General features: G+C 52.6%; 14 protein-coding genes. 3 read left to right on the forward strand and 11 right to left on the reverse strand.

The window, feature by feature from the left end; translation table 11 throughout:
* Window positions 1-2 precede the first annotated feature (2 nt).
* Genes Z948_RS0116650 through Z948_RS0116660 form a run of 3 tightly spaced genes read right to left on the reverse strand, consistent with a single transcriptional unit; the run spans window position 3 to window position 3059 of the window.
* Window positions 3-1238 (reverse strand): phage major capsid protein, encoded by a 1236-nt coding sequence (locus Z948_RS0116650; RefSeq protein ID WP_025060682.1) that lies wholly within the window; start codon window positions 1236-1238, stop codon window positions 3-5.
* A 52-nt stretch (window positions 1239-1290) separates the two neighbouring features.
* Complete coding sequence (locus Z948_RS18820; protein WP_025060683.1) at window positions 1291-1608, reverse strand: HNH endonuclease; 318 nt, start codon at window positions 1606-1608, stop codon at window positions 1291-1293.
* Window positions 1599-3059 carry a terminase large subunit domain-containing protein gene (locus Z948_RS0116660; protein WP_245604592.1) on the reverse strand — a complete coding sequence of 487 codons (1461 nt, stop codon included), beginning with the start codon at window positions 3057-3059 and terminating at the stop codon, window positions 1599-1601. Before Z948_RS0116660 ends, Z948_RS18820 begins: the two co-directional genes overlap by 10 nt.
* An 83-nt stretch (window positions 3060-3142) precedes the next feature.
* Between Z948_RS0116660 and Z948_RS19035 the strand changes: the two genes are divergently transcribed.
* Window positions 3143-3439, forward strand: coding sequence for a hypothetical protein (locus Z948_RS19035; RefSeq protein ID WP_162171780.1), 297 nt, complete (start codon window positions 3143-3145; stop codon window positions 3437-3439).
* 156 nt (window positions 3440-3595) lie between these two features.
* On the opposite strand, the gene Z948_RS18575 is transcribed toward Z948_RS19035, so the two are convergent.
* The 4 genes from Z948_RS18575 to Z948_RS0116690 form a co-directional block, all read right to left on the reverse strand.
* Window positions 3596-3958, reverse strand: coding sequence for a hypothetical protein (locus tag Z948_RS18575; RefSeq protein WP_052836234.1), 363 nt, complete (start codon window positions 3956-3958; stop codon window positions 3596-3598).
* Window positions 3959-4164: 206 nt separating this feature from the next.
* A complete protein-coding gene (locus Z948_RS0116675; protein WP_025060687.1) occupies window positions 4165-5427 on the reverse strand; it encodes an AAA family ATPase in 1263 nt (420 codons plus the stop codon).
* Complete coding sequence (locus Z948_RS0116680; protein WP_025060688.1) at window positions 5427-5993, reverse strand: hypothetical protein; 567 nt, start codon at window positions 5991-5993, stop codon at window positions 5427-5429. The genes Z948_RS0116675 and Z948_RS0116680 overlap by 1 nt, the downstream gene beginning before the upstream one ends.
* A gap of 472 nt (window positions 5994-6465) precedes the next feature.
* Window positions 6466-7728: a tyrosine-type recombinase/integrase gene (locus tag Z948_RS0116690; RefSeq protein WP_025060690.1), complete on the reverse strand. Its 1263-nt coding sequence runs from the start codon at window positions 7726-7728 to the stop codon at window positions 6466-6468.
* Between the two features lie 253 nt (window positions 7729-7981).
* On the opposite strand from Z948_RS0116690, the gene Z948_RS0116700 reads away from it, so the two are divergent.
* A complete protein-coding gene (locus Z948_RS0116700; RefSeq protein ID WP_025060691.1) occupies window positions 7982-9238 on the forward strand; it encodes a cation:proton antiporter in 1257 nt (418 codons plus the stop codon).
* A gap of 31 nt (window positions 9239-9269) precedes the next feature.
* Here Z948_RS0116700 and pgi read toward each other — a convergent pair whose 3' ends face one another.
* From pgi to zwf, 3 genes are read right to left on the reverse strand one after another with little or no spacing between them, the layout of a single operon-like run.
* On the reverse strand, window positions 9270-10859 hold the full coding sequence (pgi, locus tag Z948_RS0116705) for a glucose-6-phosphate isomerase (RefSeq protein ID WP_025060692.1): 1590 nt from the start codon (window positions 10857-10859) through the stop codon (window positions 9270-9272).
* Complete coding sequence (gene pgl, locus Z948_RS0116710; protein ID WP_081784075.1) at window positions 10856-11548, reverse strand: 6-phosphogluconolactonase; 693 nt, start codon at window positions 11546-11548, stop codon at window positions 10856-10858. Before pgl ends, pgi begins: the two co-directional genes overlap by 4 nt.
* Window positions 11527-12996: a glucose-6-phosphate dehydrogenase gene (gene zwf, locus Z948_RS0116715; protein ID WP_025060694.1), complete on the reverse strand. Its 1470-nt coding sequence runs from the start codon at window positions 12994-12996 to the stop codon at window positions 11527-11529. Before zwf ends, pgl begins: the two co-directional genes overlap by 22 nt.
* Window positions 12997-13236: 240 nt before the next feature.
* Between zwf and Z948_RS0116720 the strand changes: the two genes are divergently transcribed.
* The gene (locus tag Z948_RS0116720; protein WP_025060695.1) at window positions 13237-14184 is read left to right on the forward strand and encodes a radical SAM protein; all 948 of its coding nucleotides are present in this window, start codon (window positions 13237-13239) and stop codon (window positions 14182-14184) included.
* Here Z948_RS0116720 and Z948_RS0116725 read toward each other — a convergent pair.
* Window positions 14181-15254, reverse strand: coding sequence for a DUF2855 family protein (locus Z948_RS0116725; protein WP_025060696.1), 1074 nt, complete (start codon window positions 15252-15254; stop codon window positions 14181-14183). The genes Z948_RS0116720 and Z948_RS0116725 overlap by 4 nt on opposite strands.
* Window positions 15255-15349 lie beyond the last annotated feature (95 nt).

The raw sequence follows: 15349 nt of genomic DNA on the forward strand, positions 1-15349 counted from the left end.
ACTTATCCGATGTTCGACATAATGCGCGTTTGCAGACCACGCGCCACAGTAACGTCAGCAGTGATAAGGCCCGTTAGGCGCAGCCCTCCTGATTGTGCATCGCTATACACGTCACGGATAAGGTCCAGACCGCCCCAGAGGCCGACGAATGCGGGGGCCACACCATTGACGGTTGTGGTCAGCAGCGCCGTGCCAGCGGTAAGTTGGTTCCCCAAAACGATGTTACCCGCGCCGATATGCTTGGCCAATCGGTCCCATTCTGTAATGCCGCTGCCAGCGTCCCAAATTGCATCGTCCAGATCGCCCCAGATCGCTGGGGAGATACCCAGTTTAACTTGGGAAGGGTCTGTGATTGCATTGGCCTGCATGAAGGCAATCACTTCGGCCTTGAATGCGGTCCAAGTCGGAGCAGCGGCAGTCATATCGGTATCAACAATGCCATAGGTCGCAGCACCAGAGATAACGCCTAGCGGTTCACCAGCCGACCCCGAACCAAGTAGAATTGCGCGGTCCAGTTCGGTGCCAATGGCCGCCGACATATCCCGACGAATTGCAGCCTCAAGGCCAGCACCGGATTGCTTCAAAGCCTTACGGCTAATCCGCATGTGAGCGCCAAGCGTTTGATCAGGAGACAGGGTAGTCTCACCCGTTTGAAAAGCGGTATCATTCGGCACGTTGCCGCCTTCTGTAGCAGCCCAGCCCGCAGTTGCGCCAGCAGTGGCTACGGGGAACGCTTCGGAACCCTGAGCGATGCTGACAGACGAAACGCCAAGACGTGCCGCAACAGATGCAGGAAACAGGCGGTCAATAATGGGCCGCGTATTGATTGGGCTAGGTGTATCGGTCGAAACTGTCGAACGCTGTTCTAGCACTTCAAAAGGAACCGGAACGCCCCGGAACCCACCAGCACCACGCATTTCTTGAACCACCTCGGCAGTCGCACCATCAAGTGCGCGGCCTTCATCCAGAGCCAATGCAACTTGGCGCAGTTCAAAACGGCCAATCAGATCGGCATATTCACGATCAGAACGGGTTTCTAGTTCGCCCTTGGCTTCGCTTCGCTGCTCATCTTCTGCAATTAAAGCAGCACGGTAGCGCGTTTCGTTCGTGCGATACTCCCCATCAAGATCACCAAGGCTTCGGGTTTCATCTTCGGTCGGTTTTTCTTTGCCAACAAGCGCTGCCAACTCTTGGCGAATTTCAGACTGTCGGCGGCTAATTTTGGTACTATCAAGCATGTATTTTTCACCTAGCTAGGTTTAAGTTATGATGCTTAACTCTATCAAATTTCTAGGTTTTATTAAAATGACCGTCCTTTAGCAAAGTCTTCCATCTTTCCCGTTCGGGGTCTGGTTTCCCAAGCCCAATTTCAATGCGTGTTTTACGGCTATGACATGGGGTGCAAAGTGTCTGCAAATTTGAAAGTTCATACGATAAATCAGGTGCTTGCCTAACAGGTTTAATGTGATCTACTTCTAAGCGTACACCTCGCGTCCCACATTCTACGCACTTCCAGCCGTCACGGTCTTTTGCTTGTTTGCGCACCACCTGCCAACGCTTGGAGCCTGTGACCTTTGCGCTATGTCGGTCATAGCGCCTCACACCCATTGCGCCACACGGCTTTTGCGGCTTGGTCGGTTCACCATTCGCGCCCCTTCGGCAACGGCGATGACAGATGCGGCAGCCGCATCAATCCTGCCCAGTGATCGGGCTTTGGCTAGTTTATGATTGCCAGCAGGATCAACCAACGTGATTGCATCGCCAAAAGCAGATCGCAGCAATAAGCTAGGTTGCGTTTTCACCATGCCTTCAAACAATGCTCTACGGAACCGCTCTATGTCTTCGGCACCATCACGCCAGCCAAAGCCCCGCCAGATAAACGGCACCCGTTCCAATCCAGCCGCCCGCATTGCTTCGGTAAATTCTGCATGTCGGAACCTATCGCCAACAATGCAGGCAATGCCCTGCCCGTCAGTCATTGCCACCACGTCAGCCAACCAACGCCCCACTGGAACCGTTGTATCGCCCATTGTGGTCAGTTCGCCCCGCTCTTGCATTTCTGAGTAACGCCCTGACACCCCATCAGCCGCGCCACGATCAGCAAGTCCAGGCTTGCAAGGGAAAGTGCCAATCGCTTCAAGTCGCCCTGTCTGGGGCCAATATAGGGCCGCTGCTGACATGCTACGCGACCCGCCAAGATCAACGCCCAGAACGCACGGCCCATCGCGGGGCGGCAGACCATCTGGCGCGACTTCGGCGGCAAGGTATTCATCAATCGTGACCAGCATAGAACGGTCTTCGGTGCTGACACGTTCGTTGCGGTTTAGGTTCTTAAAGCTGGAAAGCGCAGAGCCGCCACGTGCAATGGCACGGGACGCTTGCGCCACCAGCCATTCCGCAGTTGATCCAATGCCCTCTTTTGATCCGGGGTTTGCTATAAGCAAGCTTTCAAGATCATCCGCAGGCAATCCAAAAGCTGGCCTATGTTCCTGCACATATGTTCCGGGGGGCGGTTCATCTAACCAGCGGGAAAAGGTGTTTGCATCATCAGGCGCACTGGTCGAGATAATCAGCGCTCGCCCGTCACGTTTACCAAGCCCCGACAAAATGGCGTTTTCCAAGTTGTCGCCCTTGTCACGATCCCATGCGGCCCGTTCGTCCAGTATCGCCAATGTAGGCGCACCGCCTAGAATAGACTTACCATCGGCAGCAATACATCGCGCAAGGCCCCCACCATTGCCGTTGTATTCAATTTCCAGCTTGGAGCCACGCCGAATTGTGAACAGTTCCTGTTCTGCATCAGGCAAGCCCTCGACAAAGCCGACAATAAATTGGAATGCAATTTTTGCTTGGTCACGGTTTCGAGCCGCGAGAATAACTTCCCGCTTTGGCTGGTCTGTCAGTTCCCCCATTACGTCAGCAAGAGCAAGCCCAGCCGACAATGCTGTTTTTCCGTTCCCCCTACCTATGCTAAGACAGCCAATCATTACGCTAGGGGCAAGCGCACCGCAGATAAATTGCCGCTGATACGAGGCCAGTTTAACGGGTTTTCCCGCCATTTTACCTTCGGGAATAATTAGTTTTTCTAGAAATGATATTGCTGCTAGAGAACGAACAGAGGCTGACATTTTAAACCCATTAAGTGAGAATGATTATGCGAAAAATATTTGTTGCGGCGGTTTGCATTGCCCAATTCGCCCCGATAGCTGCAAGTGCAGAGCGCGCAAGTTCCGCAGAACTTTGCAAGAAATTTGGGCAGACCGTAGTCCCAATGACGGAGCTCATCAAAGACGCTGGCATGTTTGCTACGGTTATTCGGCTCTTTTCAAAAGATGAATCACACAGACAAGGAGCCGAGGATTTAGCAGCCGAGCTTACGGCTGGTATGAAGGAATTTAATTCAAGTTTCAGTGAAATAGCAGAGATGTGCCGTGGTTGATTTTTTGGGAGAGAGAAAGGAACAGTAAGACCCCCGAAAGGCCCCCTATTTAGAAGCAATGGCATTGGAACCATCATACTAAGGCCATTAGGCCGATTGCTATGTCGCACCAAACCCAGATTGTAGTAGCTGCCAACGCCCATTCAATCACCAGCATCAGCCCCTACTCACGATAAGGATATAGCCTACAGGGTCACCAGCGGCTGGCACTGGATCAACCTGCCTAACAGATAGGAATGGCCCACCATCTATGCGCACCTTGTTGCCAAGATCAGGCGCGATGCTTGGCACCCCACATTGCACGGTCAGGTCGCTTGATCGGACGCTAGAACCATCTGCATATTCTAGACCAACCCCCTGCACTACCGCCGTCACTGTCTCAAAGACTGTGCTAGTTGTTGGTGGGTCAAATTCAGTCGCACCGGGCATTGTCGTGGTGCGTCCTATCTCCACATTGCCCTGCCCGTATTGGGCCAGCAAGCGGCGGTGCGATGCTTCTATGCGGTCATAATAATTCATGTTGTAAGTCTAGCATTTATGCATAAGCACCGCGAATTAGCGGAAACAACGCCCCCACCTCGCTTGTTTACTAATTTTGGCCGCTCTCATCACCACCACCACCATCTACCCCCTAAAGGGGGGGGTAGTGGTGGGGTCGGTAAGAGTAAGTGAGGTTTTCCCCACTACCCACCTTCCCCCACCTTGGTTTTAGCGTGGTGGGGGTGCTAGGTTTCATTCACCCATTCACCAACAATTAGGCACGGATATTCTCTACCCTTACCGCTATCTTTGCGCTTTTCGATTATAAGTGCACCGCTAGCCTGCCAAGCACTAAGCATCTGCTGGATACGGCGTTTGTCATTATCCGTATCCAGATTAAGAACATCGGCAACGGATTTACCTACCCAATTGTTCGCCTGTGCACTCTGCCGTGGATCTTCTAGCATATCTATGGCCCTTTGAACTGCTAAGGTATCCGCAACAGATATGCCGTCAAAAGCATCAGGTGGCGTGTAGCGTTCAACAGTTGCAACCCAATCACCATTCCCAAGTTCAATGCCAACAGTCCGGTGCCATTCCGCCCCGCTACCAGTGGAGTAGTTCGGTTTATCTTGCGTCACTGTGAAGTAGGTTGCGCGGTCAGACACCACATCAACACCAATTTCCTTCTTTTTCTTGCTGCTAGCCTTATTCAGAACGCGCCCATCCCTAACAGCGTTTAGCAGAGAGCTACCGCCACGCCCATCTTCGGATGAAAGTTCTTGCCCATTACCTTTCCGCGTATGATGGACAAGCTCTATTGAGATGTTGCATTCGTCAGCAATCCTCGCCCATTCAGTCGCGACAGCATCAATCGCGCTGTTGTCGTTTTCTGTTACGCGGTGAGATTTAACAAATGGATCAATTGTTAAATGGTCGATCCCATGCTCCTTGATATGCTTAATCAATCCATCCCGCATTGGCGTATTGATCGCAATTTCCCCACGCACCTGTTTTGCCATGCAGAGTTCACAATCGCGACCGTCAAGAAAGAACCGCCCCTTAATCTCACTGGGGTTGATCTCATGATGAAGCATTGCTGCTGCCATTCGACGGTTCAATTCGTCCATTGGCTCTTCAAGGTTAATCAACCAGACCTTTAGTGGTGCTGGCACCGTTACGTCTAGCAAAGCGCGTCCGGTAGCCATTGCCAAAGCCTCGACCACCACCAAAGAAGATTTACCCACTGCACCGGGCGCAACTGTTGCGGATGCCGTCTTGCGCTGAAGGTGATTGCCATATGTCCATGGTCGCGTTGGTTGTGTCGCTGGGTCAAGCCAGACAAATGGCGTAGGTTCTCGCATGGCAGGCTGAGGGGCAAGCGTTGCCGCCCGCCCCCCGTTAATTACTCGCATTCCGGAATTAGCAGCCGCAACAGGATTGCTTTTGGGAAGCCTTTCCAAAGCAGAGTCATCGCCGCCGAAAAATGCCGCTACAGCATCATCCATTAAACAGCCTCCCGAATGCCAACTACAAGTGGCAATTCAAGCGGCCAATCATCTGACCACAGGATCAATTTCAGCTTTTGGGCCATGTCGATTTGCATTGACGCCAATCCCGCCGCAGACAAGTCTCCGGCTTGAACCGCCACCAGTGCGGCCCGCTGCATGGTGTCGATCATGCCATCTAGACCGCTCTTCCCTTTCCCCGCATACCGTAAGTTGCCGTCAGCGCCCCTTGTGATCTTGTGCAGGGTTTCCGTAGCCCATGTGTCGATTTCATCATCTTCCGCAACGACAAACACATCCGACAAAATGACAGAAATTTCCTCAAATGCCGGGTGATAGCGATAAAATTCCGGCTGCAATTCGGCTTCTGGGCCAACTTTTTCGCGCCATTTTGTAATCCGTTCGAGCCAGCTTGTCACCTTGGCACGGGTTGCATCCACACGCAGCGCAAGTTCGGTGTTTACCTCATTTGCTTCGGTTTGTTCGTTTGTGGTAGTGTCATGATGTCCATAGCTACCATTATTGCCCTCCGGTTCGCGCTGGGGGGCTTTTTTGCTATCGTCCATTAAGCAGCCTCCCCTTTACTTTCGATCCAGCTTGATAGGTCAGAAGATCGCCAATAATTTCTTGTTTTTATTTTGATCGGCTTTGGGAAGTCTAGTTTTTGGTCTTGAAGCCAGCGCCAGATTGTCATGCTAGTAACGCCACCCATTGCGGATCGGACTTCGGCTTGAGTAAGTAGTTTATTTTCAGACTGCATAATTGCGCCCTCATACTAAAGTTTGCTAGGAAAGAAGGCAGGACGATGCTTGATCTATGCTACCGCCCCTAGGTCCACGGCAATGGATTTAGGGGCAGCCACGCTCCCAGATTAACGCGACTAGGAACAATTTATCACCTAGTATAACAGCGGCCAAATGAGCGACTTCAGTAGCATTATAAGAGTTCGATCTTTGATCCCGTGTTTTGATTTGGCTGGAAATGTACCATAAAATTATAGGTAAAGAATCTCTTATCATGAATTTTTGTGGGGTATTGCTACTTAACAATAAATGAATGCCATTCTTCCATCATGTCCCGCCGCTTTTCTACCATTTGAGTTCTTGAGTAAGCTTTATGAACGTGGTTTCCGATATTGTGCCAAAGCGCCATTTCAGAAAGATTGTCTTCATAGTCGCTCACTTCATTCGCCCATGTTTTGAACGTAGTGCGTAACCCATGAGGGACAGCGGGTTTCTTATTTTGTGGGTCGAGATAGCCCACTCCATCCTTTTTTAACTTAGCCTCATGAATGCGTTTCATTACAGCAGAAAGGGAAGCGTCACTAAGGCACCCTCCCCTCGGTGCTGGAAACACTAGGTTATTGTTGCCATGTGAATCCGACCTTTTGACAAGTTCGATCATAGCATCTGTTAAGGGAACAGTTCGGGGGTTATCCCCCGCTTTGATTTTGGAAAACTTGCGGTCCGGTTGGATCGTCCAGACCTTTCCTTCAAAATCAAACTCGTCCCAAGTAGCGCAGCGTACTGCACCTGTTCTGGTGGCTGTTAGGGTTTGGAATTGCAAAGCTAACGATCCATTGCCGTCACGACCACATAGATCGGCCCACCATTGAGATATTTCTGAAAGCCTAATTGAACCGTAATGGCTAGTTTTTGGTATGGTTTTTAGTATGTGTCCAAGATTGCTGTCACGTGAAACTGGGTTTGCTTTTTCACGGTAGCCTTGAGCTGCTGAATAATCAAAAATGTCTTTGAGTTGTTGCTTCAACTTCTCAGCCGTAGAGTTTTTTGAATGCCATATGGGCAGCAAGGTGTTGCCAACTTCAGCAGTTGATATGTCGTTAACTGTCTTTGACCCAAGCAAGGGAAAGACATATTGTTTAAGCCCCTCTCCCCAGCTTTTTCGGTACTTCTCAGATTGAAGCCTTTGGCGTTTTATCGGTAAAAATTCTTCATAAACCTCGATGAGGGTTTTTCCAAAGAAATTGGCGTGCTGTAATGCCAGCCACGCGTCTTTGCGTTTTTGTACTGGGTCTATCCCTTCGCGAATATCCTTACGTATCGCTCTAGCTTCTTCTCTTGCGGCTTTAAGCGAAACTTCTGGGTAAGCACCAAGACCAATTTCACGCCTTTTGCCACCATAGCTTACGATCATCAGCCATGATCGCGCATTGCTTGGGGTGATTTGTATGTGCAATCCCGCCACCCCTCCTACAGCAAAGTGACTTGGGTTTCTCTCATGTGTTGCTTGCAGTCGATTAATCTCAAGTTGTGTTAACTCTTTTGCTACCTTTGGCATAAACCCTCATCCTACCCCACATAAAATATGTTAAAAATAGTATGATAGTGTTATGTAACTATGCAAGCCATTTTGAGAGAAATCTAATTTAGTAATTTAAATCAATCAATTGAGCGTAAAATTCAGGAAGCTTTAGTTACGAGTTCGATTCTCGTTACCCGCTCCAGAGCCCCCTTTCTTCTGCTCCTTGTCACCCCGTTGCGAAATGTATCTTTGCATGCGACCTATGGTGTAGCCAAACTGGAGCCGCCCCATGACGTTTTTACAGATCACTTCCCTTTTGATTGTACTTGCTGGGGGATTTGGCGCGATAAACTATCTGTTCCTGAAATTGCCATCCGCCATCGGCATCCTGATCGTTTCGCTGCTCGCCTCTTTTGTTTTACTGGGTCTCGACCTGCTTTTACCCGCATTGGGGATCGCTGACACGGTGCGTGGCATCGTTACGGGGATCGATTTTTCCGAGGCGTTGCTGGAAGGCATGCTGGGGCTTTTGCTGTTTGCGGGTGCTTTGCATGTAAAGCTCAGCGATCTGCGGGCCCAGTGGCGGGTTGTGTTTTTGATGGCAACGCTGGGTATTGCGCTATCAACTGCGATCGTCGGAATTGGTTTTTCTTGGCTGACGGGCATGCCTTTGCTGGTGGCCTTGGTGTTTGGCGCCTTGATTTCGCCAACAGATCCGGTGGCTGTGTTGGGCGTGTTACGCGAAGCGGATTTGCCAAAGGCACTAGAGACCAAGATTGCTGGAGAAAGCCTGTTTAACGACGGTGTTGGTTACGTTGTCTTTCTGGTGCTGGTCGGTCTTGCCTTCCCACATGGCGATGCCCATGGGCACGGTGGCGACCCTGTCACCGGTGCGGTGATCCTGTTTTTCCAAGAAGCCATTGGCGGCGCGGTTTTGGGGATTGTGCTGGGCTGGCTCACCTTTCGCGTGATGCGTCGGATTGACGACTACCCGCTCGAGGTGCTTCTTACCCTTGGCCTTGCCTTTGGGGGGTATGAGCTGGCGGTTTGGCTGCACGTTTCCGCGCCGATCATGGCGGTTTGTGCGGGCTTGTTGATTGGGGATGTGGGCACGGCAAAAGGGATGTCTGAACAAACCCGCGCTTATGTTGACGGTTTTTGGGAGCTGATTGACGAAATCCTGAACGCAGTTTTATTCCTGCTGATCGGCTTCGAAGTCTTTGCCATCGCCTTTGACGATGATGTTTTACTAACCGCTATTGCCGCGATTGCGCTGGCTTTGCTTGCCCGATTTGTCGCGGTTTACGTTCCGATCACCCTGCTGCGGCCCTTCCGCAGCTTTAACGCGGGTGTGGTGCCGATCATGACGTGGGGCGGCCTCAAGGGGGGTATCTCGGTCGCGCTCGCGCTATCCCTGCCTGATGGCGAATGGAAGCCGCTAATCCTGACCTGCACCTACGTTGTGGTGATTTTCTCGATCATTGTACAGGGTCTGACAGTGGCCCGTCTGGCCAACCGTGTGGGCCGCGCCCCTGATATGATGTAGGGGAATGCGGCCCGCCGATGTTTGGCGCTGATCAGTCGCGGTGGCGGTGAATGAAATCCACCAATGCCGCGGTTGATCCGTCTTCTTGGGAGGGATCCTTTGCCCCCTCGACAACAGGCTGCAGTGACGTGGCCAGTTCCTTGCCCAGCTCAACACCCCATTGATCAAACGAGATAATATCCAAGATCACCCCTTCAACGAAGACGCGGTGTTCATAAAGGGCGATGATCTGCCCCAAGGTGAAGGGATCAAGCTGCGGGTAAAGCAATGTCGTCGACGGGCGGTTCCCAGGAAACACGCGGTGGCGCGCCTGCCGCTCTAGATCGTCCCCTTCAAACCCTTTGTCCGCTGCGATCTTGCGCGCAACCTCTAATGAACGTCCCTGCATCAAGGCTTTGGATTGGGCAAGGCAATTGGCCACCAGCAACTGGTGGTGATGGGCCAGATCGGACTCATGCCCTTGAGCTGCCAAGAGAAATTCGCAAGGAATAACACGGGTACCTTGGTGGATCAGCTGATAAAACGCATGTTGCCCGTTGGTGCCAGCCGCGCCCCAGACGACAGGCCCTGTATCACGGGGCGTATCCGTCCCATCCCGCAAGACACCTTTGCCGTTTGATTCCATCTCTAGCTGTTGAAGATAGTTTGGCAGCAGCCCCAACCGTTCATCATAGGGCAATACGGCACGGGTGGCATTGCCACCGATCTGATTGTGCCAGATGCCGACCAAGGCCAACAGAACTGGCAGGTTTTCATTTAGGTCGGCGGCGCAGAAATGCACATCCATCGCCTGTGCACCGCGCAAAAACGCATCGAATGCTTTGGGGCCAATTGCGATCATCAAGGACAGGCCAATTGGCCCCCAGACCGAATATCGCCCCCCGACCCAATCTTCGAAACCAAAGACGCGCGCAGGGTCAATTCCGAACGCGGCGGTTTTATCTTCGGCGGTGCTGAGGGCTGCAAATTGGGATTTTGGGTCGCCACCGTGATCCAGCATCCATGCCCGCGCCGTTCTGGCGTTTGTCATTGTCTCGATGGTCGTAAAGGTTTTGGAGGCAACGATAATCAGCGTTGTTTTTGCATCCAAACCGTGCAGAGTGTCCGCGATATCCGCGCCATCAACGTTGGAAACAAAATGGCAGCGCGGCCCATCGTGGTAAGGTGCCAAGGCCCGTACCGCCATTGCTGGCCCCAGATCAGAGCCACCAATGCCGATGTTCACAACATCTGTGTATTTGCCCGCACGAACCTCATCCGCGAAACGGCGCATTGCGGCAAGCGTTTCCAGAACCGCAGGCATCACATCCTCGCCGTCTACAACGACGGGACCACCATCAAGATTGCGCAAAGCCGTATGCAAAACGGCACGGTCTTCGGTTTCATTGATGCGCGCGCCTGCAAACATGGCATCCCGTTTGGCCTCTAGCCCCATTTCTTTGGCAAGGGCCAACAGGCTTTCACGGGTTTCTGCATCAATGTTGGTTTTGGAATAGTCGAAATACATATCCCCCGCTTGCGCCGAGAATTCCTCAGCGCGGCCAGCATCGTCAAACAGGCTATCGATCCTGCGATCCGCAACCTTTTCATGTTGCGCGCTTAGGGTTTTCCAAATCGTCATGCTGCGCTCCAATGTACGGTGGCATCTGGCAAAACGATCTGAATGGGCGCTTCTGCCTCGGATAGATCTTTCGCTTGGTTGAGGGCCTCGCGTTTTTCGTCACCCGTAATCAAGATATGTTTCGCCCCCGCAGCCCGCAAAGCAGGCGCTGAAAGTGAAAACCGCTGGACCTCTTGACCAGCGATAGAAATGGGCACCAAAAGCTGCGCATCCTCAGCCATTGCGGCCTCTAGCCCAGCAGCTTTTGGAAACAGCGAAGCCGTATGCATATCCGCGCCCATCCCCAGCAGCAAAACATCAATTGCGCCCAAGGCAGACAGCGATTGTGAAAGTTTATCAGCAGCTGTGTTGATGTCATCAGAGGCCGAATAATAAGGGGTAAACGCCGCTTTGCTGGCATAACCTTGCAAAAGCCGCGATCGGATCAGCGCGGCATTGGATTGCGCGTGATCCTCTGGAACCCAGCGTTCGTCAGACAACAAAACATGTACCCGCGACCAGTCCAGATCAATCTGGCACAGGGCATCAAATACCGGGCCTGGCGTGGTGCCGCCGGGCACTGCAAATGTAACGGTGTCACGGTTGGCCAAAGCGGATTGCAGATCAGCAGCCAATTTGGATGCAACAGCTTGCATCAACGCATCACGGGTTGGGTAGTCTTGGAAAATCACTCTTTTACCTTCCGCCATTCGCGGCCTTCACGGCGCAGTAGTTCAGTTGCATCCGTTGGTCCTTCGCTTCCGTGGTCATAGGGTTTTGGCACGTCGTTGCGCGCCTCCCACCCCTCAATAATCGGATCGGTCCACGCCCATGCCGCCTCGACCTCGTCACCGCGCATAAACAGGGTTTGGTTCCCGCGGATAACATCCATAATCAGCCGTTCATAGGCATCCACATGATCCACATGATCCGGATCCAGCGTTTCCGCAAAGCTCATATCAAGGGGGACGTCGATCAGGCGCATACCGCCTGGTCCCGGTTCTTTGATGGTCACCCCAAGGGTAATGCCCTCGTTCGGCTGCAACCGGATGGACAGGACATTGCGATGGCGCCCTGCTTCATCGCCAAAAATACTGTGCGGCGTGTCTTTGAAGACAACTGTGATTTCAGAGGATCGCGCGGCCATTCGTTTGCCCGTCCTCAGGTAAAACGGCGTCCCCGCCCAACGCCAGTTACTGATTTCTGTCCGCAGCGCGATAAAGCTTTCTGTTCGCGAGCGCGGGTTTTCGACCGCCGTACGATACCCGGGGTTTTCGGATTCGTTGCAGGGTTCGGCCTGATACTGCCCTCGAACGATATGGTAGGGCGCAACAGCTTCCAGCGCGCGAATGACTTTCAGCTTTTCATCGCGAACCGCGTCTGGCGCAAATTGCGCAGGTGGTTCCATCGCAATGAGGCAGAGCAGCTGCATCAAATGGTTTTGCACCATATCGCGCATGGCGCCGGATTTGTCGTAATATTCACCGCGCCCGCCAACACCGACCGTTTCGGCGACTGTAATCTGAATGTGATCAACATATTGGCTGTTCCACAAAGGTTCGAACAGCATGTTACCAAAGCGCACAGCCATAAGGTTCTGTACGGTTTCTTTACCAAGGTAATGATCGATCCGGTAAATCTGATCTTCGTTGAAATAGGTCGCTAGCGTCTTGTTCAGGCTGCGCGCAGTAGCCAGATCGCGGCCAAAGGGTTTTTCAACAACGATGCGCGCTTCGTCATCCGCCATACCCCATTTTTGCAGACGTTCTGCAATGTCGCCAAACAAGGAAGGCGCAACAGAAAAGTAGTAGGCCTCAACCCGATCTGTTCCGACCACCAGCTGCTGTAACTCTTTCCAGCCCTGATCGCCGCGCGCATCAATGGTGACGTATTCCAATTGCCCCAGAAATTTTTCCAGATGCTCGTCACCGCAGGCTTGTTCGCCTCCGAACTCGGCAATCGCCTCACGGACCATTTCGCGGTAGCCCTTTGTGTCCAACTCGCTGCGCGCGGCGCCAATGATCCGCGCCTCGGCTGGCATTTGCCCCGCACAGAAGCGACGAAAAAGCCCTGGTAAAATCTTGCGTCGGGCCAGATCGCCCGTGCCGCCGAAAATCACCAGATCAAACAGATCAACAGGAATAACGCGTGAAACCATTGTAATGCCTTTTGTCTTTCACCCATCAAAGATGGAGCTTTTGCCGTAGTTTATCGCCATAGCCGGAATTTTCCAGCAGTTAGCGGCCCCTTTAGCACATGCAATTCAAATTTGTTAGCGCAAACATGAATGCATAACGCAACTTCACAACTCTGTGCATATTTGCTGTCGCTCTTTTCTTGCCTTTGCGCTTACCCTACCCCATCTAGGTAACAGGATTAAGTACAGGAGTGCGCAAGCGTGAAAGATATCGCAACCGCAAATGACGGCAAATTCACAGACATCGCCACCACCGCCAAAGGTGAGCCGCGTGCGACTGTTGCGCTGACAAACCCTGAAACGCTTTGGTTCAACACGGGTACCCTGTGCAATATCGAATGCACCAATTGCTATATCCTCTCCAGCCCCAAAAACGATGCGTTGGTTTACATCACCGCAGACGAAGTGCGCGAATATCTGGATCAATTGGAAGAGCGAAACTGGAACGTCAATGAAATCGCCTTTACTGGCGGTGAACCCTTTATGAACCCCCAAATGATCGACATGACCGAAGCCGCGCTGGAGCGGGGCTATGAAGTGTTGATCCTGACCAATGCCATGATGCCCATGATGCGCAAGAAATCCCGCGAAGGTCTGCTGCGCCTACAGGCTGCTTATCCTGACAAGATCACCCTGAGGATTTCGGTGGATCACTACAGCAAAGAACTGCACGACGAAGAGCGTGGCAAAGGGGCGTTTGACAAGACCGTAACAGGTATGAAGTGGCTGTCTGAAAACGGGTTTACCATGGCCGTTGCTGGGCGCTCCGTATTTGGGGACAGCGATGCAGATAGCCGCGCAGGATATGCCACGTTCTTTGCCGAAAATGACTTTAGGATCGACGCCTACAACCCTGCAATGACAGTTCTTTTCCCTGAAATGGACGAAACCGTCGAGGTGCCTGAAATCACCACTGCCTGTTGGGGTATTTTGGACAAATCACCTGACGCGGTGATGTGTTCGTCTTCGCGTATGGTTGTCAAACGGCGCGGCGCGGAAAAGCCGGCTGTTCTGGCCTGCACCCTTTTGGCTTACTCCCCTGATTTCGAATTGGGTGAAACCCTGGAAGAGGCCGAGCGCGATGTCGCGCTCAACCACCCCCACTGCGCTAAATTCTGCGTCCTTGGCGGCGCGAGCTGCTCGGGTTAATCGCGCTTTAACCGGAAGACATGACCGTCCCGCGGGTTGGCCGTGCCTTTGGCCAGCGCGTCATAAACCTTGGCGGCTTCTGCGATTCCGTCATGCAGCTGCACATCCAGCCAATCCGATGCATCGGTGGCAAGGCGCTTCCACGCTTGCGTGATCTGTTTTTCAATCACCCCCGGCCCCCATTCTTCGCGCCGTTTGGCGATCTGGGCTGGCGCAAAAAAGAACTGCGGCTTTACGCCCTCGACCACGGTTTGGGGCTGGAACTGGTCCCAATGGCTAATCCCAACAGCTGATGAGTGTTTGAGGTGCTCCCCCAGCACGGAATGCACCTGCGCCTTTACCAGCGCATTACCAGACATATCAACATAGACCGAGGGCTGCGGATCAAGCTGTGCAATCTTTTCATAGGTTAAAACCTGATCACACGCACCAAGGCCCAGCACGAAGTCTTTGTTGCGTGCCGAGGTCAGGCCAACGATGCGGTATTCGCGGCTTTCCTGCTCGGCCAGATATTTGCACAGGCCAAGCCCCGTCTTGGACGAGGCGCTACCGATGATGATTTGGGTCGCCCCGAAACAATCATTATCCATCAACCAATCATATAACAGATATGATGTCGCCAGCAGTGGTTGAAGCAAGGCGCGCATGTGATCCTCAGATGCCTCGCCTGATCGAATTGGCGCGTATCGGTTATACACGGCAGGCAATTCAGCACGGTGTGGCGCGGCATCAACAATTCCGCCATGGCCATCAGCCTCTGGCGTCATCACCAACTCATCCGCGAAGGGATAAAACCCATAAAGCCGCGTACCAATAGCCAAGGCATCGCTGTTGCTTTCAACCACTTCTGCCGTCCCCCAGACAGGGACCAGCCCCTGCCCGTCGATCCCTGTGGGAAAGAAATGCCAATACCCAATGGCAAATCCCGAAGCCGCATAGGTGACGTTATTTGAGGTTAAGGCAAAGCTATCCAGCTTCAAGCGCGCCTGCCCCGCCTCCAAAACCTGCGCGGGGATGTCCTCGATCTGAGTTGACGTGATGTTTTTATGGTCGGTTAACAGCCGTTGCATTCTTATTCCTCCTCCGTTTTCAGCAAGCTTACCCATCTGACCCGCCCTGAGCAGCAAAACGTGGCGTCAGTTTTCCGCTCTCAGCCAAAGCCGCA

The organism is Sulfitobacter donghicola DSW-25 = KCTC 12864 = JCM 14565 (assembly GCF_000622405.1).
In the GTDB taxonomy this organism is placed as follows: Bacteria; Pseudomonadota; Alphaproteobacteria; order Rhodobacterales; family Rhodobacteraceae; genus Sulfitobacter; species Sulfitobacter donghicola.

Coding starts and splice junctions, on each gene's coding strand:
- Z948_RS18575 (WP_052836234.1), bottom strand. CDS start 3,958: ATGAATTATTATGACCGCATAGAAGCATCGCACCGCCGCTTGCTGGCC.
- Z948_RS0116700 (WP_025060691.1), top strand. CDS start 7,982: ATGACGTTTTTACAGATCACTTCCCTTTTGATTGTACTTGCTGGGGGA.
- pgl (WP_081784075.1), bottom strand. CDS start 11,548: ATGGCGGAAGGTAAAAGAGTGATTTTCCAAGACTACCCAACCCGTGAT.
- Z948_RS0116675 (WP_025060687.1), bottom strand. CDS start 5,427: ATGGATGATGCTGTAGCGGCATTTTTCGGCGGCGATGACTCTGCTTTG.
- Z948_RS18820 (WP_025060683.1), bottom strand. CDS start 1,608: ATGGGTGTGAGGCGCTATGACCGACATAGCGCAAAGGTCACAGGCTCC.
- Z948_RS0116690 (WP_025060690.1), bottom strand. CDS start 7,728: ATGCCAAAGGTAGCAAAAGAGTTAACACAACTTGAGATTAATCGACTG.
- Z948_RS0116660 (WP_245604592.1), bottom strand. CDS start 3,059: ATGGCGGGAAAACCCGTTAAACTGGCCTCGTATCAGCGGCAATTTATC.
- Z948_RS0116650 (WP_025060682.1), bottom strand. CDS start 1,238: ATGCTTGATAGTACCAAAATTAGCCGCCGACAGTCTGAAATTCGCCAA.
- Z948_RS0116725 (WP_025060696.1), bottom strand. CDS start 15,254: ATGCAACGGCTGTTAACCGACCATAAAAACATCACGTCAACTCAGATC.
- zwf (WP_025060694.1), bottom strand. CDS start 12,996: ATGGTTTCACGCGTTATTCCTGTTGATCTGTTTGATCTGGTGATTTTC.
- pgi (WP_025060692.1), bottom strand. CDS start 10,859: ATGACGATTTGGAAAACCCTAAGCGCGCAACATGAAAAGGTTGCGGAT.
- Z948_RS0116680 (WP_025060688.1), bottom strand. CDS start 5,993: ATGGACGATAGCAAAAAAGCCCCCCAGCGCGAACCGGAGGGCAATAAT.